The organism is Sphingobium sp. 22B, from assembly GCF_001580035.1.
GTDB classification, from domain to species: Bacteria; Pseudomonadota; Alphaproteobacteria; order Sphingomonadales; family Sphingomonadaceae; genus Sphingobium; species Sphingobium fuliginis.
This window is the reverse complement of record NZ_LTAB01000030.1, coordinates 25055-46893: the sequence shown is the minus strand read 5'-3', so window position 1 is coordinate 46893 and position 21839 is coordinate 25055. Positions and strand designations below refer to the sequence as shown.

25 protein-coding genes are annotated in these 21839 nt (G+C 65.2%); 19 read left to right on the top strand and 6 right to left on the bottom strand.

The features are described from left to right. Window positions 1-69: 69 nt before the first annotated feature. From A0J57_RS20760 to A0J57_RS20720, 9 genes are all read left to right on the top strand, one after another. Window positions 70-1662 (top strand): isocitrate lyase, encoded by a 1593-nt coding sequence (locus tag A0J57_RS20760; RefSeq protein WP_025546991.1) that lies wholly within the window; start codon window positions 70-72, stop codon window positions 1660-1662. A gap of 223 nt (window positions 1663-1885) precedes the next feature. Further along, entirely contained in the window at window positions 1886-2572 is a 687-nt protein-coding gene (locus A0J57_RS20755; RefSeq protein WP_061939108.1) for a glutathione S-transferase family protein, read from the top strand. Window positions 2573-2711: 139 nt separating this feature from the next. Beyond that, a complete protein-coding gene (leuC, locus tag A0J57_RS20750) occupies window positions 2712-4166 on the top strand; it encodes a 3-isopropylmalate dehydratase large subunit (protein ID WP_061939106.1) in 1455 nt (484 codons plus the stop codon). 109 nt (window positions 4167-4275) lie between these two features. Beyond that, the gene (gene leuD, locus A0J57_RS20745; RefSeq protein ID WP_048575443.1) at window positions 4276-4869 is read left to right on the top strand and encodes a 3-isopropylmalate dehydratase small subunit; all 594 of its coding nucleotides are present in this window, start codon (window positions 4276-4278) and stop codon (window positions 4867-4869) included. Between the two features lie 60 nt (window positions 4870-4929). Beyond that, on the top strand, window positions 4930-5253 hold the full coding sequence (locus tag A0J57_RS20740) for a DUF1476 domain-containing protein (protein WP_025546988.1): 324 nt from the start codon (window positions 4930-4932) through the stop codon (window positions 5251-5253). Window positions 5254-5272: 19 nt separating this feature from the next. Then, window positions 5273-5506 carry a BolA/IbaG family iron-sulfur metabolism protein gene (locus A0J57_RS20735; protein ID WP_025546986.1) on the top strand — a complete coding sequence of 78 codons (234 nt, stop codon included), beginning with the start codon at window positions 5273-5275 and terminating at the stop codon, window positions 5504-5506. Between the two features lie 57 nt (window positions 5507-5563). Then, window positions 5564-5896, top strand: a complete 333-nt coding sequence (grxD, locus tag A0J57_RS20730) for a Grx4 family monothiol glutaredoxin (RefSeq protein WP_061939104.1) — start codon at window positions 5564-5566, stop codon at window positions 5894-5896. Between the two features lie 480 nt (window positions 5897-6376). Then, window positions 6377-6745, top strand: coding sequence for a BlaI/MecI/CopY family transcriptional regulator (locus A0J57_RS20725; protein ID WP_025546982.1), 369 nt, complete (start codon window positions 6377-6379; stop codon window positions 6743-6745). Continuing rightward, a complete protein-coding gene (locus A0J57_RS20720) occupies window positions 6742-8253 on the top strand; it encodes a M56 family metallopeptidase (RefSeq protein WP_061939102.1) in 1512 nt (503 codons plus the stop codon). Before A0J57_RS20725 ends, A0J57_RS20720 begins: the two co-directional genes overlap by 4 nt. A 163-nt stretch (window positions 8254-8416) precedes the next feature. On the opposite strand, the gene hemW is transcribed toward A0J57_RS20720, so the two are convergent. Then, complete coding sequence (gene hemW / locus A0J57_RS20715; RefSeq protein WP_061939100.1) at window positions 8417-9592, bottom strand: radical SAM family heme chaperone HemW; 1176 nt, start codon at window positions 9590-9592, stop codon at window positions 8417-8419. Between hemW and A0J57_RS20710 the strand changes: the two genes are divergently transcribed. After that, the gene (locus A0J57_RS20710) at window positions 9591-10226 is read left to right on the top strand and encodes a CAP domain-containing protein (protein WP_235600924.1); all 636 of its coding nucleotides are present in this window, start codon (window positions 9591-9593) and stop codon (window positions 10224-10226) included. The genes hemW and A0J57_RS20710 overlap by 2 nt on opposite strands. Window positions 10227-10283: 57 nt before the next feature. Here A0J57_RS20710 and rnhA read toward each other — a convergent pair whose 3' ends face one another. From rnhA to ispH, 3 genes are read right to left on the bottom strand one after another with little or no spacing between them, the layout of a single operon-like run. Beyond that, window positions 10284-10730 carry a ribonuclease HI gene (gene rnhA, locus A0J57_RS20705; RefSeq protein WP_025546973.1) on the bottom strand — a complete coding sequence of 149 codons (447 nt, stop codon included), beginning with the start codon at window positions 10728-10730 and terminating at the stop codon, window positions 10284-10286. Beyond that, window positions 10727-11704, bottom strand: coding sequence for a homoserine kinase (gene thrB / locus A0J57_RS20700; protein ID WP_061939097.1), 978 nt, complete (start codon window positions 11702-11704; stop codon window positions 10727-10729). Before thrB ends, rnhA begins: the two co-directional genes overlap by 4 nt. 4 nt (window positions 11705-11708) lie before the next feature. Further along, window positions 11709-12656 (bottom strand): 4-hydroxy-3-methylbut-2-enyl diphosphate reductase, encoded by a 948-nt coding sequence (ispH, locus tag A0J57_RS20695; protein WP_048575439.1) that lies wholly within the window; start codon window positions 12654-12656, stop codon window positions 11709-11711. A gap of 154 nt (window positions 12657-12810) precedes the next feature. Here ispH and A0J57_RS20690 point away from each other — a divergent pair, with 154 nt between their 5' ends. From A0J57_RS20690 to tatC, 9 genes are all read left to right on the top strand, one after another. After that, window positions 12811-13419 (top strand): hypothetical protein, encoded by a 609-nt coding sequence (locus tag A0J57_RS20690; protein ID WP_037481428.1) that lies wholly within the window; start codon window positions 12811-12813, stop codon window positions 13417-13419. A 119-nt stretch (window positions 13420-13538) separates the two neighbouring features. Further along, window positions 13539-15266, top strand: coding sequence for an arginine--tRNA ligase (gene argS / locus A0J57_RS20685; protein ID WP_044660145.1), 1728 nt, complete (start codon window positions 13539-13541; stop codon window positions 15264-15266). A 19-nt stretch (window positions 15267-15285) separates the two neighbouring features. Further along, window positions 15286-16002, top strand: coding sequence for an SPOR domain-containing protein (locus A0J57_RS20680; RefSeq protein WP_025546963.1), 717 nt, complete (start codon window positions 15286-15288; stop codon window positions 16000-16002). Window positions 16003-16177: 175 nt separating this feature from the next. Continuing rightward, window positions 16178-17191: a beta-N-acetylhexosaminidase gene (gene nagZ, locus A0J57_RS20675; RefSeq protein WP_061939095.1), complete on the top strand. Its 1014-nt coding sequence runs from the start codon at window positions 16178-16180 to the stop codon at window positions 17189-17191. 37 nt (window positions 17192-17228) lie between these two features. Next, complete coding sequence (locus A0J57_RS20670; RefSeq protein WP_044660143.1) at window positions 17229-18011, top strand: ScpA family protein; 783 nt, start codon at window positions 17229-17231, stop codon at window positions 18009-18011. Beyond that, window positions 18008-18601 carry an SMC-Scp complex subunit ScpB gene (gene scpB, locus A0J57_RS20665; RefSeq protein ID WP_025546958.1) on the top strand — a complete coding sequence of 198 codons (594 nt, stop codon included), beginning with the start codon at window positions 18008-18010 and terminating at the stop codon, window positions 18599-18601. The genes A0J57_RS20670 and scpB overlap by 4 nt, the downstream gene beginning before the upstream one ends. A 130-nt stretch (window positions 18602-18731) precedes the next feature. Further along, complete coding sequence (locus tag A0J57_RS20660) at window positions 18732-18962, top strand: twin-arginine translocase TatA/TatE family subunit (RefSeq protein ID WP_007685564.1); 231 nt, start codon at window positions 18732-18734, stop codon at window positions 18960-18962. A gap of 30 nt (window positions 18963-18992) precedes the next feature. Next, the gene (gene tatB / locus A0J57_RS20655; RefSeq protein WP_025546955.1) at window positions 18993-19430 is read left to right on the top strand and encodes a Sec-independent protein translocase protein TatB; all 438 of its coding nucleotides are present in this window, start codon (window positions 18993-18995) and stop codon (window positions 19428-19430) included. After that, window positions 19427-20212 (top strand): twin-arginine translocase subunit TatC, encoded by a 786-nt coding sequence (gene tatC, locus A0J57_RS20650; protein WP_025546953.1) that lies wholly within the window; start codon window positions 19427-19429, stop codon window positions 20210-20212. Before tatB ends, tatC begins: the two co-directional genes overlap by 4 nt. Before the next feature lie 36 nt (window positions 20213-20248). Here tatC and A0J57_RS20645 read toward each other — a convergent pair whose 3' ends face one another. Both A0J57_RS20645 and A0J57_RS20640 read right to left on the bottom strand, forming a co-directional pair. Continuing rightward, window positions 20249-20377: an entericidin A/B family lipoprotein gene (locus tag A0J57_RS20645; RefSeq protein WP_025546951.1), complete on the bottom strand. Its 129-nt coding sequence runs from the start codon at window positions 20375-20377 to the stop codon at window positions 20249-20251. A 387-nt stretch (window positions 20378-20764) separates the two neighbouring features. Continuing rightward, a complete protein-coding gene (locus A0J57_RS20640) occupies window positions 20765-21733 on the bottom strand; it encodes a cell wall hydrolase (protein WP_061939114.1) in 969 nt (322 codons plus the stop codon). Between the last annotated feature and the right edge of the window lie 106 nt (window positions 21734-21839).

The following is a 21839-nucleotide window of genomic DNA, read 5'->3' as shown; positions in this document are numbered from 1 at the left end:
CCGCACCCGCGAAAGCCCGATTAGAAAAACGCCATTCATTCACCACATCGTTCATGGGATCGAGCTGTCATGACCTACCAACAGGAAATCACGAAGGCTGGCGCCACCATCGGGGGTCAGGGCCATTGGGACGGCATCGCGGCCGAATCGGTCGCCCGCATGCGTCTCCAGAACCGTTTCCACACCGGCCTCGACATCGCGCGCTACACCGCCGGCATCATGCGCCGCGACATGGCCGCCTATGACGCCGATCCGGCCAACTACACCCAGTCGCTGGGCTGCTGGCACGGCTTCATCGGCCAGCAGAAGATGATCAGCATCAAGAAGCATTTCGGCACGACCAAGGGCCGCTACCTCTACCTCTCCGGCTGGATGGTCGCCGCGCTGCGCAGCGAATTCGGCCCGCTGCCCGACCAGTCGATGCATGAGAAGACCAGCGTCCCCGCGCTGATCGAGGAACTCTACACCTTCCTCCGCCAGGCCGACGCCCGCGAACTGGGCATGATGTTCCGCGACCTCGACGCCGCCCGTGAAGCCGGCGACGAAGTCAAGGCGCAGAAGATCAGCCATGACATCGACAATTACGAAACCCATGTCGTCCCGATCATCGCGGACATCGACGCGGGCTTCGGCAATGCCGAGGCGACCTACCTGCTGGCCAGGAAGTTCATCGAGGCGGGCGCCTGCTGCATCCAGATCGAGAATCAGGTTTCGGACGAAAAGCAGTGCGGCCATCAGGACGGCAAGGTCACGGTTCCGCATGAGGACTTCCTCGCGAAGATCCGCGCGGTCCGCTACGCCTTCCTGGAGCTGGGCGTCGACGACGGCATCATCGTCGCCCGCACCGACTCGCTGGGCGCCGGCCTCACCAAGCAGATCGCCTACAGCAAGGAAGATGGCGACCTGGGCGACCAGTATAACAGCTTCCTCGACGTCGAGGAGGTCACCGACTTGGGCAGCCTGCGCGGCGATGTCGTGCTGGCCCGCGGCGGCAAGCTGTTCCGTCCCAAGCGCCTGCCGTCGAACCTCTTCCAGTTCCGCACCGGAACCGGCGAGGACCGCGTCGTGCTCGACTGCATCACCTCGCTCCAGAACGGCGCGGACCTGCTGTGGATCGAAACCGAAAAGCCGCATGTCGAGCAGATCGCCGGCATGGTCGACCGCATCCGCGAAGTCGTGCCCAATGCGAAGCTGGTCTACAACAACTCGCCCTCGTTCAACTGGACGCTGAACTTCCGCCAGCAGGTCTTCGACGCCTGGACCGCCGAGGGCAAGGATGTCAGCGCCTACGACCGGGCGAAGCTGATGAGCGCCGATTACGACGCGACGGACCTGGGCCGCGAGGCCGATGAGAAGATCCGCACCTTCCAGAAGGATGCGGCGGCGCGGGCCGGCATCTTCCATCACCTCATCACCCTGCCGACCTATCACACTGCCGCTCTGTCGACCGACAATCTTGCCAGGGAATATTTCGGTGAGGCAGGCATGCTCGGCTATGTCGAGGGCGTTCAGCGCAAGGAAATCCGCCAGGGTATCGCCTGCGTCAAGCATCAGAACATGGCCGGTTCGGACATTGGCGACGACCATAAGGAATATTTCGCGGGTGAAGCGGCGCTGAAGGCCGGCGGCGCGCACAACACGATGAATCAGTTCGCCGCCTAGGGGCTGCGGCGGGAACCAGTTTGCAGCCCGAAGGCTGCCGAACGGTCCGGATCGCGGGAGTGCAGTTCCCGTGATCAGGGTGGAAGGACTTGGCGGCCCGGAGCCTCGCGCTCCGGGCCGTTTTTTTGCATAAGGCCAGCTTGTGAAACCCTTGTCCCGTTCCGGCTTTCGCCGGGCGGCAGGCAGGTCTATTCCGGACGCTCCGTTCTACCGGGAGAAGCCGATGTCCTACACCCTCGTCACCGCCAACCGGAATTATTCGAGCTGGTCGTTGCGCCCCTGGGTGCTGATGAAGGCGCTGGGCATAGCCTTCGAAGACCGGATGGCGCCATTCGCCGCCGCCGAAAACTACGCTGCCTTTCGCGAATTTTCGCCAACGGGCCAGGTTCCTGCCCTGATCGACGGGGACCGGACCGTCTGGGATTCGCTGGGCATCACGCTCTATCTGGCGGACAGGCATGCGGAAGTCTGGCCGAAGGAAGAAGCCGCGCGGGCGTGGGCGCAATCGGCCGTGGCGGAAATGCACAGCGGTTTCGCCGCCCTGCGCAATGATTGCCCGATGAATGTCGGCGTGCGGGTGGAACCGCACCTGCCTTCTCCCTCCCTGAACCGCAACATCGCCCGGCTCACCGAATTATGGGGGGAGGGGCTGTCCCGCTTCGGTGGGCCGTTCCTGGCGGGGCCCGTCTTCACTGCCGCCGACGCCTTCTATGCACCGGTCGTTTTCCGGGTGCGCACCTATGGCCTCGATGTCGGTCCGGTGGCGCTTGGCTGGGTCGATCATATGCTGGCGCTGCCCGCGATGCGCGAATGGGAAAGCGCGGCGCTGGCCGAAACCTGGCGCGAGGAAAGCCATGAAGCGGAACTCGGCGCCGCGGGGCGCATCGTGCGGGACGACCGGGCGATTTGAGCCCGATGTCCAGCGTGCACGCCGCGTCCGGCTAACCCGTTGGCGCGGCGTCCTGCGGTCGGGCTATCTCCAGCGTCAGCAAAAAATGGCCGCTTTTCCCCTTTTCCCCTGTCCTGTCTGGGTCTAGGGGGAAATCACTATGGTCAAGCCCCGCACACTCTATGAGAAGATCTGGGACGCGCATGTCGTCGAGCGCCGTCCCGATGGAACCTGCCTGATCTACATCGATCGCCATCTTGTGCATGAGGTGACGAGTCCCCAGGCGTTCGAGGGGCTGCGGATCGCCGGGCGCAAGGTGCGCCGTCCCGAACTGACGCTGGCGGTGCCGGATCACAACCTGCCGACCACGGCGCGGCGCGACGCCGCGGGCCGCCGCATTCCCATTGCCGATCCGGAAAGCGCGCAGCAGCTTGCGGCGCTGGAGCGGAACGCGCCGGAATTCGGCGTCCGCCTGATCGGGGATGCGGACCCCGAACAGGGCATCGTGCATGTCGTCGGGCCGGAGCAGGGCTTCACCCTGCCGGGCACGACTTTGGTCTGCGGCGACAGCCATACCAGTTCTCACGGGGCGCTGGGCGCGCTGGCCTTCGGCATCGGCACGTCGGAGGTGGAGCATGTGCTTGCCACCCAGACGCTGCTGCTCAAACAGTCGAAGACGATGGAAGTCGTGGTCGAGGGCGAGTTGGGCTATGGCGTCACCCCCAAGGATGTGGCGCTGGCGATCTGCGGCCGCATCGGCACCGCGGGCGGTACTGGCTATGTCATGGAATATCGCGGCTCCGCTTTCCGCGACATGTCGATCGAGGGCCGCCTGACCGTCGCCAACATGTCGATCGAGGCCGGCGCGCGCTCCGGCCTGTTCGCGCCTGACGAAAAGACTTTCGCCTATCTGGAAGGCCGCCCGATGGCTCCCAGGGGCGCGGAGTGGGACGCCGCCATCGCCTATTGGAAGACGCTGGCGACGGACGAAGGCGCGGTGTTCGACAAGAGCGTGGTCATCGACGCCGCCGACATCGTGCCGAGCGTCACCTGGGGCACCAGCCCCGAAGATGTCGTGCCGGTCACTGGCGTGGTGCCCGATCCGGAAAGCTTTGCCGACGCCTCCAAGCGCGCGGCCGCGCAGAAGTCGCTCGACTATATGGGCCTCTCCGCCGGACAGCGGATGGAGGATGTGGCGATCGAACATGTCTTCATCGGCAGTTGCACCAACAGCCGGATCGAGGATCTGCGCGCCGCCGCTGGCCTGCTGAAGGGCCGCCGGATCGCCAGCGGCATCAAGCATGCCATGGTCGTGCCCGGTTCCGGGCTGGTCAAGCGCCAGGCGGAAGCCGAAGGCCTGGACCGCATCTTCACCGAAGCCGGTTTCGAATGGCGGGAGCCGGGTTGCTCCGCCTGCCTGGGCATGAACCCGGACAAGGTGCCCGCCGGCGAGCGCTGCGCATCCACCAGCAACCGCAATTTCATGGGCCGGCAGGGGCCGGGGTCGCGGACGCATCTCGTCTCGCCCGTCATGGCCGCCGCTGCCGCGATCACCGGACATCTCACGGACGTACGCGAACTGATGGGTGAAAAAAGGGGAGAGGCGGTCGCATGAAGAAGGTATTCTGGCTGCTGGCGCTGGGCGCGCTGGCAAGTGCCGCCATGGCGGCGACCCTGGGGCGCGCGGAAGACACGCCGCGCCCGGCGAGCAAGCAGGCGCATTGATGGAAAAGCTGAATATCGTCGACGGCCGGGCCTATCCGTTCGGGATGAAGAATGTCGACACCGACATCGTCATCCCGGCGCATTGGCTCAAGACCATTTCCCGTGCGGGCCTGGGCAAGGGCGCCTTCGAAGTGCTGCGCAAGGAACCGGGCAATGTCTTCGACGATCCCGACTATGCGGGCAGCCCGATCCTGATCGCGGGCGACAATTTCGGGTGCGGGTCCAGCCGCGAGCATGCCGCCTGGGCGCTGGCCGACCTTGGCATCAAGGTGGTGATCGCGCCCAGCTTCTCGGACATTTTCTCCGGCAATGCCTTCAAGAACGGCATATTGACGGTCGTCCTGCCGCAGGAGGCGATAGACCGGCTGATGGAGGTGGCCAGGACGGACCCCATCCATGTCGATCTGGAGCATCAGACCGTCACGACACAGTTTCAGGACCGCTTTCAGTTCGAGATCGATCCCTTCCGCAAGCATTGCCTGCTCGGCGGTCTGGACGAGATCGGGCTGACATTGGGGCAGGCGGACGCGATCGGCGCGTTCGAGGCGAAGGACGCCGGAACGCGTCCCTGGCTCGTCCCCGCCGTTGCGTAAGCGTCCCGATCTTCCTATTTCGGATCGGACGATCCATTTCACCTTTTACAGGGCACAGGCATGACAACCTTCGACGACCGCGAAAAGGCCTTTGAAAATATGTTCGCGCACGATCAGGAGATGCAGTTCCGCATCCAGGCGCGGCGCAACCGCCTGCTCGGTGAATGGGCGGCGGCGAAGATGGGCCTGACCCCCGAGGAAACGGACGCCTATGCCAAGGCGGTCGTGCAGGCCGATTTCGAGGAAGCGGGCGACGAGGATGTGATCCGCAAGCTGCTGGGCGATATGACGCAGGCGGGCATCGACATCGACGAGGCAGGCGTTCGCGCCGCGTTGGACGAGCAGCAGGTCATCGCCCGCCGCATGTTCATCGAAGCCCAATAAGCATCAGGACCCTTTCGCCATGCCGATGGCAGCCGAGGAAATAGCGGACATGATCCGCGCCGCGATCCCCGATGCGGAGGTCGAGATCACCGACCTTGCCGGTGATGGCGATCATTATGCGGCGCGTGTCGTGGCGGAGAGTTTCCGGGGCATGAGCCGCATTGCGCAGCAGCGGGCGGTCTATGCCGCGCTGGGCGGCCGCATGGGCGGCGTGCTCCACGCCTTGCAACTGACCACCGCCGTTCCCAATTAACGGCCATTGGACGAAATGCGCCTTGATAGCGGCGCCTGACAGGAATGGACCCAGATAATGACCGACGCCGTGCAGCAGCGGATTGCGGAGATCGTCAACGGCAATGATGTCGTGCTTCTCATGAAGGGCACGCCACTGTTCCCGCAATGCGGCTTTTCCAGCCGCGCCATTGCGATTCTGGAACATCTGGGCGTCGCCTATGAAAGCGTCGACGTCTTGCAGGATCAGGCGGTTCGCCAGGGGATCAAGGCATTTTCCGACTGGCCGACCATTCCCCAACTCTATGTGAAGGGCGAATTCGTCGGCGGCAGCGACATCATGATGGAAATGTACGAGGCCGGCGAGTTGCAGCAGTTGATGGCCGATCAGGGCGTCGCCGCGGCCAATTGAGCGCTGGCTAAAGCGAATGGGTGGGCGGTTCGGTTATCCGGGCCGCCTTTTTCATGCCTGCCAGGTCCTGATGCGGCCCTTCGGATGACGGGATGCTGAGAGGGGACGGAGCTTGTCGAAGGCCGTATGGGAACATGGCCGTCGAGACCGGTCCTTCTTCGACGAGTTCGGCCGCCATCGAGGCAAGGCAGTCGACAGGTCTGGTTTAAGGCCTGGCGCTGCACGGGAAACCCGGGTGGGAGGATGCGGCGGAGACTGGTGCCGCATCCTCCCGGGTAGTCGAACGATCGGGTATGCCTGAAACGACGCAAAGCCTGTGCGAACCATCGCGAATAGCCCGTTCCCGCGCTTTGAAAAGGTTAATGCCTGTCCGGCCGATACCGGCGCTGTAAACCGCACCGACAGTTCATGACATGCACTTGACTACAGATGTAATCAATGCGATTACGTCTGTAGTCGATTCTGGTGCGGACGAGTCCCTTGAGCGAGAAGATCAGCGAAGCGGAACTGGTGGTGATGGAAGCGCTGTGGGAACGAGCGCCGCAGACCGCCGCTGATGTCGCGGACCGTGTCGCCGCCGGGCGCGACTGGAGCGTCCAGACCGTCAAGACGCTGCTGTCCCGGCTGATGGCCAAGGACGTCATCGCCGCCGATCAGGATGGCCGTCGCTTTTTATATCGCCCGCTCGTCGCGCGGGAGGAGTATGTTGCCAGCGAGTCGGGGCGGTTGGTGAACCGGCTGTTCGGCGGGCGGGTGTCGCCGCTGGTGGCCCAGCTCGCCAGCCAAGACCAGTTGACGGCGGAAGATATTGCCCAGCTTGAGGAAATCCTGAAGGGGTTGAAATCATGAGCGTCTGGATCGCGGAAACGCTGATCGCCATGACCCTGCTGATGGCGCTGGTCATGCTGCTGCGGCAGCCTGTGGCGCGCTGGCTGGGTGCAGGGGCGGCCTATTGGCTATGGCTGCTGCCCTTCGCTCGCATGGCCTTGCCGGCCCTGCCGCGAGAGGTCGCCAGCCCTTCGCCCCTGCAACGGGCGGTTGACCAGGCGGGCTTGCCGACCTTGCTGGATGCGGCGCCGGTGGCGCTCCCGGTCAGGTCGGACTGGAGCATTCCCTGGCTGGAGATCGGGGTGTCGATCTGGCTGCTGGGCGTGGTCCTTTTTCTGATCGTCCAGGCGGCCGGCTATGTCCGCTTCCGGCGTTTCATCCTGAAGGGCGCGACGCCGATCGGGGAAGAAGGCCGCATTTGCATCGTCAGCAGCCCACAGGCGGGCGGACCGCTCGCCTTCGGGGTGTTCCGCCCCGTCATCGTGCTGCCCGTTGATTTCGCGTTGCGTTTCGATCCCCAGGAACAGGCCATGGCCATCGCCCATGAGCGCGCCCATCATCAGGGCGGCGACCTGGTCGCCAATATGGTCGCGCTGTTGCTGCTGGGCCTGCACTGGTGCAATCCCGTCGCGTGGATCGCCTATCGCGCCTATCGGGCGGATCAGGAACAGGCCTGCGATGCCCGGGTCCTGTCGCTCTACGGCCGGGATCAGGCGCATGCCTATGGCCGCGCCATCTTGAAGGCTGCGGGCGGCCGCCAGTTTGCCGGCGCCTGTCATCTCAATCGCATAACCGCACTCAAAGGGAGGCTGAAAATGCTCTCTGCCCATGAAGTGTCGCTGCGCCGCATCAGCTGGGGCATGGCGGCGGTCGCCCTGGTGACCGCGTCCGGCCTGGCGCTGACCGCGTCCGGCAGCCGGGCGGCGCAGCAGGTCGCCGCGATCACCGACAAGGTGGATTCGATGAACTTCGGCAGGCTGGCCGATCTGGTCGCCCAGCCTGCCTCCGCCAGCGAGATCGCCCTGACCGAAGCGCCGAAAGCCGCGGTCACGCCCCCGTCCCCGTCCTCGTCCGATGCGAGAGACGCTGAGGAGATGGCCGTCCTGCCGCCGGCGCCTCCCGCTCCGCCTGCTCCTCCGGCGCCCGTTGCCGACATGGCGCTGCCGGCGCCACCGGTTCCCCCGGCGCCGCCCGCCGGCCTGCGCGACGAGGGCGACCGCGCCTTGAGCCACGCCATGCCGAGCGAGGCTGAAATCCGCCGCATGGTGCCGCATGTCGACGTCGCCAATGGCTGCGAGAACGGCAAGAGCGTAAGCCAGCGGGAGACGGTGGATGCCGATGGCCGCCGCCATATCCGCGTCCGCATCTGCCAGGACCAGATCGAGGCGCAGGCCCATCGCGCCGCCCGGGCCGGACTGATGGCCGCCCGCGCCCAGATCGCTGCGGCAGCGCGGATGTCGGACAAGGTCCGGGCCGAGGTGTTGCGCGATCTGGACAAGGAGATCGCGCATATGGATGGCGAGGATTGACGGGCGAGATCCGGAGGGCGCCGCCGCCACTATCCCATGCACCTGCCTGCCCCGATTGTTCCGGCATCCATTTCTCTCCGCAGGCATAGGCCGCCTGAAGGCAGGATGGATGCTGAAAACGGGTTCAGCATGACGCGTTCGTGGCGGATGCCGCGCCCCTCGTTCAGACCGCCACGATCTCCGGCAGGATGGCGTCGAGCAGCAGCATCCCGGCAGGCTCGATGCGGAGCCGCTGACCCTCTCGCCGCACGAGCCCATGGCCGGCCAGCCGCGCCACCGCCTCGGCATCCACCAGAGCCTCGACCGCCATCCTCGACATCCGCGCAATCCTCTCCAGCTCTACCCCTTCGCCCAGCCGCAGCCCCATCAGCAGCGCTTCCCTGGCCCTGTCGTGGCCGTCGAGCGGGTCTTCGCTTTGCAGGCCATGGCCATTGCGCGCGACGGCGTTCATCCAGTTTTCCGGTTTCCTGTGCCGCAGCGTCGCCAGCCCATCGCGCCGGCCATGGGCGCCGGGGCCTATGCCGACATAGTCGCCATAGCGCCAATAGGTGAGGTTATGCCTGCTTTCCTGCCCCGGCCGGGCGTGGTTGCTGATCTCATAGGCGGGAATGCCGGCGGCGGCGGTCATCGCCTGCGTCCGTTCGTAGAGGTCGGCGGCATGGTCCGGATCGGCGGGATTCAACTCGCCCCGCGCCACCAGCGTCGCAAAGCGGGTGCCCGGTTCGATGGTGAGCTGATAGAGCGAGAGATGATCGGTGCCGAAGGACAGTCCGCGCGCCAGTTCGCTTTCCCAATCCGCCAGACTCTGGCCGGGACGGGCATAGATCAGGTCGAAATTCACCCGGCCGAACACCGATTGCGCCACGTCTAGCGCCGCCAGTCCTTCCCGCACGTCATGGGCGCGGCCGAGGAAATGCAGCGCCTCATCCTCCAGCGCCTGAAGGCCCAGAGACACACGGTTCACCCCGGCCGCCGCCAGGTCCGCGAAGCGGGCGGCCTCGACCGAACTGGGATTGGCCTCCAGCGTGATCTCGATGTCGCTCGTCAGCCGCCAATGGCGCGTGGCCGCGTCGATCAGCGCCTCCACGATGTCGGGCGGCATCAGCGACGGCGTGCCCCCGCCGAAGAAGATCGAGGAGAGCGGCCGGCCGCCGCTCAGCGCCGCTTCATGGGCAAGGTCGCTCAGCAGCGCCGCGCGCCAGGCATCGCTGTCGATCTCGGCCCGGACATGACTGTTAAAATCGCAATAAGGACATTTGGAAACGCAAAATGGCCAATGCACATATAAGGCCAGGGGCTCATCGGGCGCGGCAGCGGGGATAAAGGGGTCGGGCGGCATGAATGGGGGCCTTCTTAAACGGCTTTGGCCTGCGCGGCTAGCGCTGCTCGGCCTGTTGGCGGCAGCGCCGGGGCAGGGCGGCGCGGAGCCGTCGCCCGTGGCGCGGCAATTGCCTCCCGCCCGGCCCGCTTCCTATTACGGTCTTGAGGAAGCGGATCGGGACGAGGGTCTGATGCGCGACGTCGTGCTGGGCATGCACAATGAGGAACGGGGATCGCTGGGGCTTTCGCCCTTGGCCTGGGATAGCGCCCTGGCCGCCGATGCGGCCCGCTATGCCCGGCAGATGGCGCAGACCAACATCTTCCGCCATTCCGCCCGCGCCAGCCGCGCCGTTCCCAGCGGCGAAAATCTCTGGATGGGATCGCGCGGCCTCTATGATTATCAGCTGATGGTGGGCTCCTTCATCGATGAGAAGCGGCTGTTCCGGCGGAGCGGCAAGCTGCCCGACCTCAGCGTCACCGGCCGATGGGAAGATGTCGGCCATTATACCCAGATCATCTGGCGCGGCACCCGCAAGGTCGGCTGCGCCCTGGCGGAGGGGCAGAGCTACGACTATCTCGTCTGCCGCTATTATCCGGCGGGCAATATATTCGGCCGCAACCCCCTGGATGGGGAGGATGGCGTCCAATCCTGACGGGATGGAGCCAGTCGAGGGGGGCAGCGGCGCTGCCCGTCGGCTGGGTCAACCCATCTACTTGCGGAATTGCTCCGCCGCCGCGCAGGCGAGTTGATCGGCCCGCTCATTTTCGGGGTGGCCGGCATGGCCTTTCACCCATTGCCACGTCACCTTGTGGCGGGCCGCGGCCCTGACCAGCTCCTGCCAGAGTTCCGCATTCTTCACCGGCTTCCTGTCGGCCGTCTTCCATCCATTCTTCTGCCAGCCGAACACCCATTTGGTGATGCCATCCATCACATATTTGCTGTCGGTATAGAGCGTCACCTGGCATGGACGTTTCAACGTCTCCAACGCCTGCATGGCGGCCATCATCTCCATGCGATTGTTGGTCGTCTGCGCTTCACCGCCGGAGATTTCCTTCTCCGTCTCGCCAAAGCGCAGCACGGCGCCCCAGCCGCCGGGGCCGGGATTGCCCTTGCACGCGCCGTCGGTGAAGATCTCGACCTGGGGAAGGGTGCTCATGCGCCGAGCAGCATGGCCGGATCGGCAGCGGCGTAGAATTCCAGGCGGCGCAGATAGGCCAGCGGGTCCTTGCGCGTCACCAGCGCATCCGCGGGCGTATTGATCCAGTCATAGGCGCGCGTCAGCAGGAAGCGGAGCGCCGCACCCCGGCAGAGGACGGGAAAGGCGGCCCGTTCGGCTTCGGTCAGGCCGTGCGTTTCCCGATAGCCGGCACCCAGCGCCGCCGCCCGATCGCCGTGCCATGTCGCGCCGTCATTGCTGAACACCCAGGCGCTGTGGGTGACGGCCAGATCATAGGCGCGGATGTCGGTGCAACTGAAATAGAAGTCGATGAGGCCCGTCACCCGATCGCCCAGCATCAGCACATTGTCCGGGAAGAGGTCGGCATGGATCACGGAGCGAGGCAGCTCGGCGGGCCAATGGGCGTCGAGGAAAGCGAGTTCCTCCGCCACGCGGGCCTTGAGACCCGGCGCGATCCGGTCGAAGTCCCCGCCGCATCTGGCGGCCAGATCATGCCAGCCGGGGAGATCGAGGGCATTGCGGCGCGTGCCGGCAAAGCCCTCCGCCGCCCGGTGCATCGCGCCCAGCGCCGCGCCCGCGGCCCGGGCCTGGCCCGCGGTCGGTTCGGTCACGGAGATGCCGGTCAGGAATTCGATCAGGCAGGCAGGGCGACCGGCAAGCTGTTGAAGCCGCCTGCCTTCCCGGTCCGCGATGAAACGGGGGACGAGGCAACCGCGTGCGCCCAGATGGTCGAGCAGGTCCATGAAGAAGGGCAGGTCCGCCTCATTCACCCGCTTTTCATAGAGGGTGAGGATATAGCGATGACCATTGCCGTCCGGGCCGGTGGTCTCCAGCAGATAATTGCTGTTCTCCACCCCCTCCGCAATGCCCTTGGCGGAAACGAGGCGTCCGGCGTCGTAGCGGGTGAGGAAAGCGTCGATCTCTTCGGCGGGAACCTGGGTATAGACGGCCATGGAGTTACGCGGCCTCCAGTCCGCGGGGGAGTTTGAACGCAATGCTTTCCCGCGCGGTTTCGACCTGTTCCTCCGCCACGGAAAATCTTTCGCCGATCCGGTCCACCACTTCCCGCACCAGCACTTCGGGGGCGGATGCGCCGGCGGTAAGGCCCAGCGTGTTCACGCCCTCCAGCCAGGCGAAGTCGATCTCGTCCGCGCGCTGGATCAGGCGAGCGGGCGTGCCTTCGCGCTCCGCCACCTCGACCAGCCGCAGCGAGTTGGAGCTGTTGGGCGCGCCGATCACATAGACGGCGTCGCACCGGGCGGCGATGGCCTTCACCGCCGCCTGCCGGTTGGAGGTGGCGTAGCAGATGTCCTCCCCCTTGGGCGCATGAATGGTGGGGAAGCGGCGCTGGAGCGTGGCGACGATCGCGGCAGTGTCGTCGACGGACAGCGTCGTCTGCGTCAGGAAGGCGAGATTGTCGGGATCGGCGGGGGTAAAGGCCTCTGCATCCTCCACCGTTTCGACAAGGGTCATATGCCCCGCCTCGACCTGACCGAAGGTGCCGATCACCTCCGGATGGCCCTTATGGCCGATGAAGAGGATATGGCGCCCCGCTTCCACCTGCCGTTCGGCCTGGCGGTGGACCTTGCTGACCAGCGGGCAGGTGGCGTCCAGATAGTCGAGCCCGCGCTCCTCCGCCTTGGCCGGGACCGTCTTGGGAACGCCGTGGGCGGAAAAGACCACGGGCAAGCCGTCGGGAACCTGGTCCAGTTCCTCGACGAAGATCGCGCCCTTCGCCTTCAGTCCGTCGACCACATATTTGTTGTGGACGATCTCGTGCCGGACATAGACAGGCGCGCCATATTTCTCGATCGCCCTTTCGACGATGACGATGGCGCGGTCGACACCGGCGCAAAAGCCGCGCGGGGCGGCGATCAGCAGCTTCATGGGCGGAAGATCGGTCATGCCTGCCGCTTAGGCCAATGTGGCTTTGGAGGAAAGCCGCTTCCTTGCCGCGCTGTGCAGTTTGAGTTGCGTGGGGGACGGGCTATGGATAAGAAGCCCAACGCCTGTTCCCAAGGGATTGCCTGTGACCTTTTCTCGATTTGCGCTGACCGGAATGATCGCCATGGCCCTTGCGGGCTGTTCCCAGCGGGGCGAAATCGATCCCACCGGCGGCATCGTGGCCGTGCGATCGGCCTGTCCCGTCGCGGCGATCCCGGCGCAGACCGGCGACGTCACCCTGTTCAATCCGGCGGGCAGCACGGATGCCCGTGCGATCGACGTGGTGGCGGAGATCACCAACCTGCGCTCCACCTGCTCGGAAGGGGACCAGCTTTACACGGAGGCGACCTTCACCGTGAACGCCCGCCGCAGCGATGCGGGCGCGGCGCGGCAGGTGACGCTGCCTTATTATTCCGCTGTGGTGCGGGGCGGCAACGCCGTCGTCGCCAAGCGTGTTGGCCAGGTGGTGCTCGACTTTCCGGCGGGGCAATATCGCGCCACCACGACCGCCAAGGCCGGCTCCTATGTGAACAGGGCCGCCGCGACGCTGCCGGCCGACATCCAGCGCAAGATCACGGAGAAGCGCAAGGCGGGGGATGCCGACGCGGCGATCGACCCCTTCGCGCAGCCGGACGTCAAGGCGGCCTTGCAGCGAACCAGCTTCGAGCTGCTCGTGGGTTTCAACCTGACCCAGGATCAGCTCCGTTACAACGCGACCCGCTAAGCTTAGCTCAGTTCATTTCCCCGTTCGGGCCGAGCTTGTCGAAGCCCTTGTTTCTTGAAGAAAAAGGGCGACCCTTCGACAGGCTCAGGGTGAACGGGTCCTGGTAGAAAGTTCGCCCAGTGTCTCTTTACAACCGCTTCACCGCCCATCTCGATGCCGTGCTCGACGCGCTGGAGGCTGACGGCACGCTGCCCGCCGGCCTCAACCGCAAGCCGGTGACGGTCGAACCGCCGCGCGATCCAGGCCATGGCGATCTTGCCACCAACGCCGCCATGGTGCTGGCCAAGCCCGCCGGCAGCAATCCGCGCGCGCTGGCGGAGAAGATCGTCGCGGGCCTGGAAAGGCTGGACGAGGTAGAGAGCGCATCGATTGCCGGCCCAGGCTTCATCAACCTGAAGCTGACCGACGCCACCTGGCGGGCGGAACTCGCCGCGATCCATGCGGAGGCGGAGGAATATGGCCGCTCCTCGACGGGCGAGGGCGTGACGGTCAACGTCGAATATGTCTCCGCCAATCCGACCGGCCCCATGCATATGGGCCATTGCCGGGGCGCGGTGGTGGGCGACGCGCTCGCCACGCTGCTGGAGCATGTCGGGCACAAGGTGATCCGCGAATATTATATCAACGATGCCGGCGGGCAGGTGGACGTGCTCGCCCGGTCGGCGCATGTGCGCTATCGCGAGGCATTGGGCGAGGCGGTAGGAGAGATTCCCGAGGGTCTTTATCCCGGCGATTATCTGGTGCCGGTGGGGCAGGCTCTGGCCGCCGAATATGGCGACAAATATGTCGGTGCGCCGGAGAGCGAATGGCTGGTGCCGTTCCGCACCAGAGCGGTCGCGGCGATGATGGAGATGATCCGCAGCGATCTGGCGCTGCTGGGCATCCATCATGACATATTCTCTTCCGAGGCCGAGTTGCAGGCGGCAGGCAAGCCCGAAGCGGCCGAAAAATGGCTGCGCGCGCACGACCTCGTCTATGACGGCGTGCTGGAAGCGCCCAAGGGCGAGACGCCGGAGGATTGGGAGCCGGTCGAACTGCCGCTGTTCCGCTCGACGAAATTCGGGGACGACCAGGACCGGCCGATCAGGAAGTCGAACGGAAGCTGGACCTATTTCGGCGCCGACATGGCCTATCATTTCCAGAAGGCGCAGACGGCCGACCAGTTGATCGACATCTGGGGCGCGGACCATGGCGGCACGGTGAAGCGCATCCAGGCCGCCGTCGCCGCGCTGACGGAGGGCAAGGCGCGCTTCGACGTCAAGCTGATCCAGATGGTCCGCCTGCTGCGCGACGGCGAGCCGGTGAAGATGTCCAAGCGCGCCGGCAATTTCGTGACGCTGGCCGATGTGGTTCGCGAAGTGGGCAAGGATGTGGTCCGCTTCACCATGCTGACGCGCAAGGCCGACGCGCAGATGGACTTCGACTTCGCCAAGGTGGTGGAGGCGTCGAAGGACAATCCGGTCTTCTATGTGCAATATGCCCATGCGCGCATTTCCTCGCTCGGACGGCGGGCGGAGGAGGCGGGGATCGACCTGCCCGCGCCCGACCTGTCCCGCCTTGGGACGGAGGAGTTGGGGCTGGTGAAGCTCGCCGCGCAGTTCCCGCGTGTGGTGGAGGGGGCGGCTTCGGCCCGTGAACCGCATCGCATTGCCTTCTATCTCAATGACTTGGCTTCGGCCTTCCATAGCTGGTGGAATCTGGGCAACGACAATCCGCGGGCGCGGGTCATCCTGACGGACGATCCGGCCACCACTTCCGCGCGGCTTTTCTTGAGCCGGGGAATCGGGCAGATCATCCGCAACGGGTTGGCGCTGATGGGCGTTGCGGCCCTGAACGAGATGCAATGACCGGCGGAGTTTGATCGAGATGGGCGATTATGCGCGGGGAAGGCTGGACCTGGACGATGAGGAGCGTCTGCCCTGGCTGGAACCCGCCATCGAGGATGAGGAGGAACCGGGGCTGTCGCCGCTGCGGCTGCTGGGCTTCATTCTCTTTGGCCTGGTCCTGATCGGCGCGGTCGTCGCGGGGGTCTGGCTGATCCAGAACCGGACGGGCGGCGCCGGGGGCGAGGGTAAGCTGATCGCCGCGCCTGCCGGCGACTATAAGATTCCGGCCAAGGAAGCCGACGCCAAGAAGTTCGATGGTGAGGGCGATGCCAGCTATGCCGCGAGCGAGGGCGTGGCGCGTGACGGGCGAATCGATCCGACCCGCGTGCCGGAGGCGCCGATCACGCCGACCGGGACAGCGGATAATGCGCGCCCCGCTGTGCAAGGCAAGCCGTCGCAGAGCGTCACGGCGCGCGTGGCGGACGAGACCAGCGCCCGGCCGGCGACGGCGGCGGCCCGGCCGGCGGGCGGCGGCATGATCCAGCTTGGCGCCTATGGCAACCAGGCCTTCGCCAAGGATGCGTGGAAGCGGCTGTCCAAGCGCTTCACCTATCTGGAGCCGTTGCCCATGTCGATCGAGCAGGCCGAGGTGGGCGGCAGCACCGTCTATCGCCTGCGCGCGGCGGCGGGCGGGCAGGCGAGTACCCTCTGCGGCAAGCTCAAGGTCGCGGGCGAAAGCTGCATGGTGGTGAATTAGGGGAATGGGACTTGGCCGGGAATGGCCGTCCTGAAACATTCCTCCTCCCGCAGGCGGGAGGGGGAATGTCTTGGACCCGCCCATTTATGTCCCTCGGCCAAATCCCACCGATCCTGCGGCAAGGCCGGAACAACCCCTTCGACAGAGCCGCTTTCAGCCGCTACCATCGCTCCGCATGAAACCCGTTATCTTCGGCCTTTCCGGCGAGACACTGACTTCCGATGAACGCGCCTTCTTCGCGGAGGCCGATCCGGCGGGTTACATCCTCTTCCGCCGCAATATCGTGGATCGGGGGCAACTTCGCGCATTGACCGACGATCTGCGTGCGTTGCATGGCCGGGACGATCTGCTCATCATGATCGATCAGGAAGGCGGCCGGGTCGCGCGGATGCAGGCGCCGGTCTGGCCCAGCTTTCCTCCTGGCGCGGTGTTCGACAAGCTCTACGAAATCGCTCCGTCCAGCGCCATCGCGGCGGCCCATGCCAATGCGCGGGCCATTGCCACCACATTGGCGGAAGTCGGCATTACCGTCGATGCGCTGCCGTTGCTCGACGTGCGGCAGGAAGGGGCAAGCGACATCATGGGCGACCGCACCCTTGGCGCGGAGCCGATACGGGTCGCAGCGCTGGGACGGGCGGTGATCGAAGGGCTGGCCGATGGTGGCGTGGTCGGCATCGTCAAGCATATGCCCGGGCATGGCCGGGCGATGGTCGACAGCCATCATGAACTGCCCATCGTCACCGCCGACGAGGATGCGCTGGCGATCGATCTGGCGCCGTTCCAGGCGTTGAAGGATGCGCCCATGGGGATGACGGCGCATGTCGTCTATACGGCCTGGGACCCCGACCTGCCGGCCAGCCTCTCCCGTTCCGTGATCGACACGATCATCCGTGGGCGGATCGGCTTTGCCGGGCTGCTGATGTCCGACGATCTGGACATGAAGGCGTTGAAGGGCAGCATCCCGGAACTGGCGGCGGCAACGGTGGCGGCAGGCTGCGATCTGGCGCTCAATTGCTGGGGGCGGATGGACGATATGGTCGGCATTGCCGGCCTGCTGCCGGACATCGGGACCGAGGCGAAGGCAAGGCTGGACCGGGCGATGGCGTCGAGCGGCGCACCGCCCGGGGGACCGCCGCTGGAGGAACTGCTCGCCACCCGCGACGCCTTGCTGGCAATGGTGCCGGCGTGAGGCGGGGCGCCGATTGCCGGAAAGCGCCCTGCTAGCGATGGACGACCTCTTCGCCCCTGCCGCCGCGGCCCGGCCCGACATGCTGACCGTCAGTTTCGAAAGCTGGGAGGGGCCGCTCGACCTGCTGCTGGCGCTGGCGCGGACGCAGAAGGTCGACCTGCGCGAAATCTCCATCCTCGCGCTGGTCGAACAATATCTCGCCTATATAGAGGGCGCGCGGAAGCTGAAGCTGGAACTGGCGGCCGACTATCTGGTGATGGCGGCGTGGCTGGCCTATCTCAAATCCTCGCTGCTGCTGCCGAGGGAGGCGCAGCCCGAACCCAGCCCCGAGGAACTGGCGCTGCGTCTGCAATTGCGGCTCCAGCGGCTTCAGGCGATGCGGGAGGCGGGCGCCCGGCTGATGGCGCGCGACCGCATCGGCCGCGACGTGTTCGTCCGCGAAAGGCCCGAAGGCCTGCGCCTCGTCCGCAAGGCGAAATGGGCGGCCAGCCTGTTCGACCTGATCCAGTCCTACGGCCAGGTCCGTGCGCGGACGCAGCCGGTGGTGCATATGGTCGCGGTGCGGCCGGTCATGACCCTGGACGAGGCGATACAGCGCGTCGGCACGCTGGTGGGGGCGGCGATCGACTGGACCGCGCTTGAAGCCTTCCTGCCGAGCGGGCAGGATGGGCCGATGGCACGATCGGCATTGGCCAGCAGTTTCGTCGCCGCGCTGGAACTGGCGCGGCAGGGGCGGCTGGAAATCCAGCAGGACGGGATTTTCGAACCCATTTTCCTGCGGGCCGCCGTGCCGGAACCGAATGCGGGGCGCCTATTGTGATCGAGGAACAGGACGATTTCCTTCGTGCGGTGGAGGCCGTGCTGTTCGTATCGGAACAGCCGCTGACCCTGGGCGAAATCAAGCTGCATGTGGGGGAGGCGGGCGATCTTGCCGCCGCGCTGGCGACGATCAGCGGTCATTATGCGGGGCGCGGCGTCAATCTGGTCGAGCGGGGCGGGCGCTGGCATTTCCAGACGGCGGCCGACCTTTCCCATATCCTTCGCCGGGAGAAGGACGAAACGCGCAAGCTGTCGCGCGCCGCCATGGAGACGCTGGCGATCATCGCCTATCATGAGCCTGTCAGCCGGGCCGAGATAGAGGCCATTCGCGGCGTTCAGGTGGCGAAAGGCACGCTGGACGTGCTGATGGAGGCGGGCTGGGTCAGGCCCGCCGGGCGCCGGGAGGTGCCGGGAAGGCCGCTGATCTATGCCACCACGGTAGAATTTCTGTCACATTTCGGCCTTAGCAGCCGCAGGGACCTGCCGGGTATCGACGACTTGCGGGCCGCCGGCCTGCTCGATCCCGTCGATTTGGCGCTTGAGGGTCTGGGCGCCCAATCCGTTGTGGAAAATGATGAGGAAGACGCCTAGATCATGCTTGGCCCCCTGTCGGGCCGAAACATGATCTGCGGGTTTGTTCGCCGTGATTTCCGGGCCGTGAAATATTTCCATTTCACGCGAAATCACTCTAGATAAGACGCAGTTTCAGGAGTGTGTTCAAATGGGTTCCTTTTCGCTGATGCACTGGGTCATCGTTCTCCTGGTGGTCATGCTGCTGTTCGGCGGCGGCCGCATCTCCGGGTTGATGGGCGACGTCGCCAAGGGCATCAAGAGCTTCAAGAAGGGCATGGAGGACGACGACGTGCCCACCAAGCCCGCCACGCGCATCGAGGGCCATCGCGTGCCCGAACAGGACGCGCCCACCGCGACGGAAGAAAAGACCAAGGCCTGATTTTTCCTTCGGCCGGGGCGGTAGGCACGCATGTTTGGTATCGATTCGTCTGAACTTCTGGTGATCGTCATCATCGCGGTGATCGTCATCGGCCCGAAGGACCTGCCGCGCGCGCTCTACAAGGTGGGGCAGATCGTGGGCAAGGCGCAGTCCATGGCGCGCCATTTCCGCACCGGCATCGATGCGATGGTCCGCGAGGTGGAGCTGGAGGAACTGGAGAAGAAATGGGCCGCGCAGAACAAGCGGATCATGGAAGAGCATCCGCCGGAGACGCTTGCGCCTGAAACCGCCGGTGAAACCGGCGCATTGCCAGCACCCGCCGCCGCAGCGGCAGCCGGAGAGGTGCCGCCCTTCGTCGCCGAATCGGCCCCGGCCAGCGAAGCGCCCCCCTATGTCGCCCCGCCAGCGACGGACGGACCGCCCTATGTGGCGCAGGAACCGGTGCGGAAGGACGACGCGGCGGCATGAAGGACATCGACGACAGCAAGGCGCCTTTGCTCGACCATCTGATAGAGCTGCGCGGACGGCTGCTCAAATGCGTCTATGCGCTGTTCATAACGGGCGCGATCTGTTTCTATTTCTCCGAGCAGTTGTTCGCGATCCTGGTCCATCCGCTGAAGGAAGCCTTTGGCGACGATGGCGGGCGGCTGGTCTACACCAAGCTGTATGAAGCCTTTTTCGTTCAGGTGAAGATCGCGGTCTTCGGCGCTTTCTGCCTGTCCTTTCCGATCATCGCGAACCAGCTCTGGGCCTTTGTCGCGCCGGGGCTCTATGCGAAGGAAAAGAAGGCGCTGCTGCCGTTCCTCATCGCCACGCCCTTCCTCTTCGCCATGGGCGCATCGCTGGCCTATTTCGTGGTGATGCCCACGGCCTTCCACTTCTTCCTGGAATTTCAGGGCAACAGCAGCGGCCTGCAGGTGGAGGCGTTGCCGAGCGCGGACAGTTATCTGGGGCTGGTGATGCAGTTCATCCTCGCCTTCGGCATCAGCTTCCTGATGCCGGTGCTGCTGATGCTGCTCAACCGCGCCGGTTTTGTGAGCCGGGCGCAGTTGATTGGCCTGCGCCGCTACATGATCGTGGCCGCCTTCGTGCTGGCGGCGGTGCTGACGCCGCCGGACGTGGTCTCGCAGCTCATGCTGGCGATTCCGCTGCTGGCGCTTTATGAAATCACCATCGTCGCCATCTGGTTCACCGACCGGAAGCAGGCCAAGGATCTGGCCACCAGCGAAGCGGCTGACGCTGCGGGTTGAAAAAAGGCTCGCTGTGAAGCGAGCCTTTCCATCTGATCAGTTGGCGGCGTTTTCGACCGCCTGGCCGGCGCTTTGCACGTCCTTGCCGGCGCCTTCGACCGTGTTGCAGGCCGCAACCATCAACGAACCGGTCAATAGAAGGGCGGCCAATATCTTCCTGGTCATCATCGTCTCCTTTTCAGAGCCTTTGTCCTGCATAGCTGGCAGGAAATGCTTCAACCGGGCGTCATGCCGGTGACCACTGAACAACCCGCTGCCCGGAAAAGCGTTCCGAGAGCGAAAATATCTCTGATTTCCGGGAGTTGGCTAAAAAATTCTGAGCCCGGAACGCGTCGGGGGGGGGGAGATGCGTTCCGGGCTCATGTTTTTTTGGATAGCAAGAGCGGGGGGCAAAAGATTTGCTATCCGCAGTGCAGAACCCATGAAGGAAGGATTAGGTTCCCCAGGTCCGAAAAAATGATGAGAAATTTATTTCGTTATTTTTCAACGGTTTGATTGGTTTCTAAAACGGTAACCATAAAATAATCGGCATTTTTCCGCAAAAAACGCTCGTCAGATCAGCGGTCGGCCGCTGTTGCGATATTCGGGGCGGATCGTCGATTGGGGAAGGCCCGGCGCATCGGGGGACAGAGGGACAAAAGGCCCGGTGACGGGCACGGCGGGCGCGGGGGATGCCGTGACGGGTTCCGCCACCATGGGATCGAACATCGGGGACTTCGCGGTCAATGCCAGTCGGGCAGGCCCCGACTGTGTTTCGCGCCCCGAATAAGCCATGCGGAAAGCGGCGGCCGTGCCACCGGCACCGGGCGGGCGGTAGAAGATATGCGCGCCGATCACGGCAACCGGCCGCATCGCGCCGGCCCATTCGGGTCGCACCGCCAGCGTATGATAATAGGTGGCAAGGCCGACGGGCCGATAGACCATGCCGGAAAGCGCCTGAGCGGCGATGCGGCGGGCGCGCGACCATCCGTCCGCGCTCGCGCCGCGCGCCATGGAGCCGTCGCAGCTGAAGGTGAACTGGCAGCGATAGTCAGTGCGTTCCGACCCCTGGTAGATGACGCCGCACACGCTCTTGGGCCAGGCGGGGTTGCGGACGCGGTTCAGCACCACCTGAGCCACGGCGCGTTGCCCGTCCTCCGGCTCGCTCCCCGCCTCATAATAGACGGCGGATGTCAGGCAGTTGAGCGCCCGATAGCTGTCGAGCGCGGTCAGGCCCCGGAAAGCCATGGCGGGAGCAGCCTGCACGGCATCAAGCCCAAGTACATGCTCGCTTCGCAGCGTTGCGGCGCCGGGCGCGGGATCGAAGGCGCCCTGCGCGAAGAAGAAGGCGGATCCGGGGAAATTCTCACCGGGCTTCTCCGCGGGATCATCCTGCGCATGGTTGGCGGCCAGCAGGTCAGGCGGTGCCGCAGTGATCAGGCGCGGCGCAGCGAGGGCGAGCAGCGCCAGCGCGGCGACGACACCGTGCCTCACCCCTGTCCGCTGGCCCTTCAAAGCCCCGTTTCCCCCGAAAATCCGCATATTGGCGCCATCATAGGGGAAAAGCCTCGCCAGTTCCCCCGCGGAATCCGGCCTGTCCCGGTCTGAGACGGTGGAGGATGCAAAGCTTAACGAGTCCAGCGACAAT

Bases quoted from the DNA above. Each gene is read 5' to 3' on its own strand.
- A0J57_RS20760 (WP_025546991.1), top strand. From the start codon at position 70: ATGACCTACCAACAGGAAATCACGAAGGCTGGCGCCACCATCGGGGGT.
- A0J57_RS20755 (WP_061939108.1), top strand. From the start codon at position 1,886: ATGTCCTACACCCTCGTCACCGCCAACCGGAATTATTCGAGCTGGTCG.
- leuC (WP_061939106.1), top strand. From the start codon at position 2,712: ATGGTCAAGCCCCGCACACTCTATGAGAAGATCTGGGACGCGCATGTC.
- leuD (WP_048575443.1), top strand. From the start codon at position 4,276: ATGGAAAAGCTGAATATCGTCGACGGCCGGGCCTATCCGTTCGGGATG.
- A0J57_RS20740 (WP_025546988.1), top strand. From the start codon at position 4,930: ATGACAACCTTCGACGACCGCGAAAAGGCCTTTGAAAATATGTTCGCG.
- A0J57_RS20735 (WP_025546986.1), top strand. From the start codon at position 5,273: ATGCCGATGGCAGCCGAGGAAATAGCGGACATGATCCGCGCCGCGATC.
- grxD (WP_061939104.1), top strand. From the start codon at position 5,564: ATGACCGACGCCGTGCAGCAGCGGATTGCGGAGATCGTCAACGGCAAT.
- A0J57_RS20720 (WP_061939102.1), top strand. From the start codon at position 6,742: ATGAGCGTCTGGATCGCGGAAACGCTGATCGCCATGACCCTGCTGATG.
- A0J57_RS20710 (WP_235600924.1), top strand. From the start codon at position 9,591: ATGAATGGGGGCCTTCTTAAACGGCTTTGGCCTGCGCGGCTAGCGCTG.
- hemW (WP_061939100.1), bottom strand. From the start codon at position 9,592: ATGCCGCCCGACCCCTTTATCCCCGCTGCCGCGCCCGATGAGCCCCTG.
- rnhA (WP_025546973.1), bottom strand. From the start codon at position 10,730: ATGAGCACCCTTCCCCAGGTCGAGATCTTCACCGACGGCGCGTGCAAG.
- thrB (WP_061939097.1), bottom strand. From the start codon at position 11,704: ATGGCCGTCTATACCCAGGTTCCCGCCGAAGAGATCGACGCTTTCCTC.
- ispH (WP_048575439.1), bottom strand. From the start codon at position 12,656: ATGACCGATCTTCCGCCCATGAAGCTGCTGATCGCCGCCCCGCGCGGC.
- A0J57_RS20690 (WP_037481428.1), top strand. From the start codon at position 12,811: ATGATCGCCATGGCCCTTGCGGGCTGTTCCCAGCGGGGCGAAATCGAT.
- A0J57_RS20680 (WP_025546963.1), top strand. From the start codon at position 15,286: ATGGGCGATTATGCGCGGGGAAGGCTGGACCTGGACGATGAGGAGCGT.
- nagZ (WP_061939095.1), top strand. From the start codon at position 16,178: ATGAAACCCGTTATCTTCGGCCTTTCCGGCGAGACACTGACTTCCGAT.
- A0J57_RS20670 (WP_044660143.1), top strand. From the start codon at position 17,229: ATGGACGACCTCTTCGCCCCTGCCGCCGCGGCCCGGCCCGACATGCTG.
- A0J57_RS20660 (WP_007685564.1), top strand. From the start codon at position 18,732: ATGGGTTCCTTTTCGCTGATGCACTGGGTCATCGTTCTCCTGGTGGTC.
- tatB (WP_025546955.1), top strand. From the start codon at position 18,993: ATGTTTGGTATCGATTCGTCTGAACTTCTGGTGATCGTCATCATCGCG.
- tatC (WP_025546953.1), top strand. From the start codon at position 19,427: ATGAAGGACATCGACGACAGCAAGGCGCCTTTGCTCGACCATCTGATA.
- A0J57_RS20645 (WP_025546951.1), bottom strand. From the start codon at position 20,377: ATGACCAGGAAGATATTGGCCGCCCTTCTATTGACCGGTTCGTTGATG.
- A0J57_RS20640 (WP_061939114.1), bottom strand. From the start codon at position 21,733: ATGCGGATTTTCGGGGGAAACGGGGCTTTGAAGGGCCAGCGGACAGGG.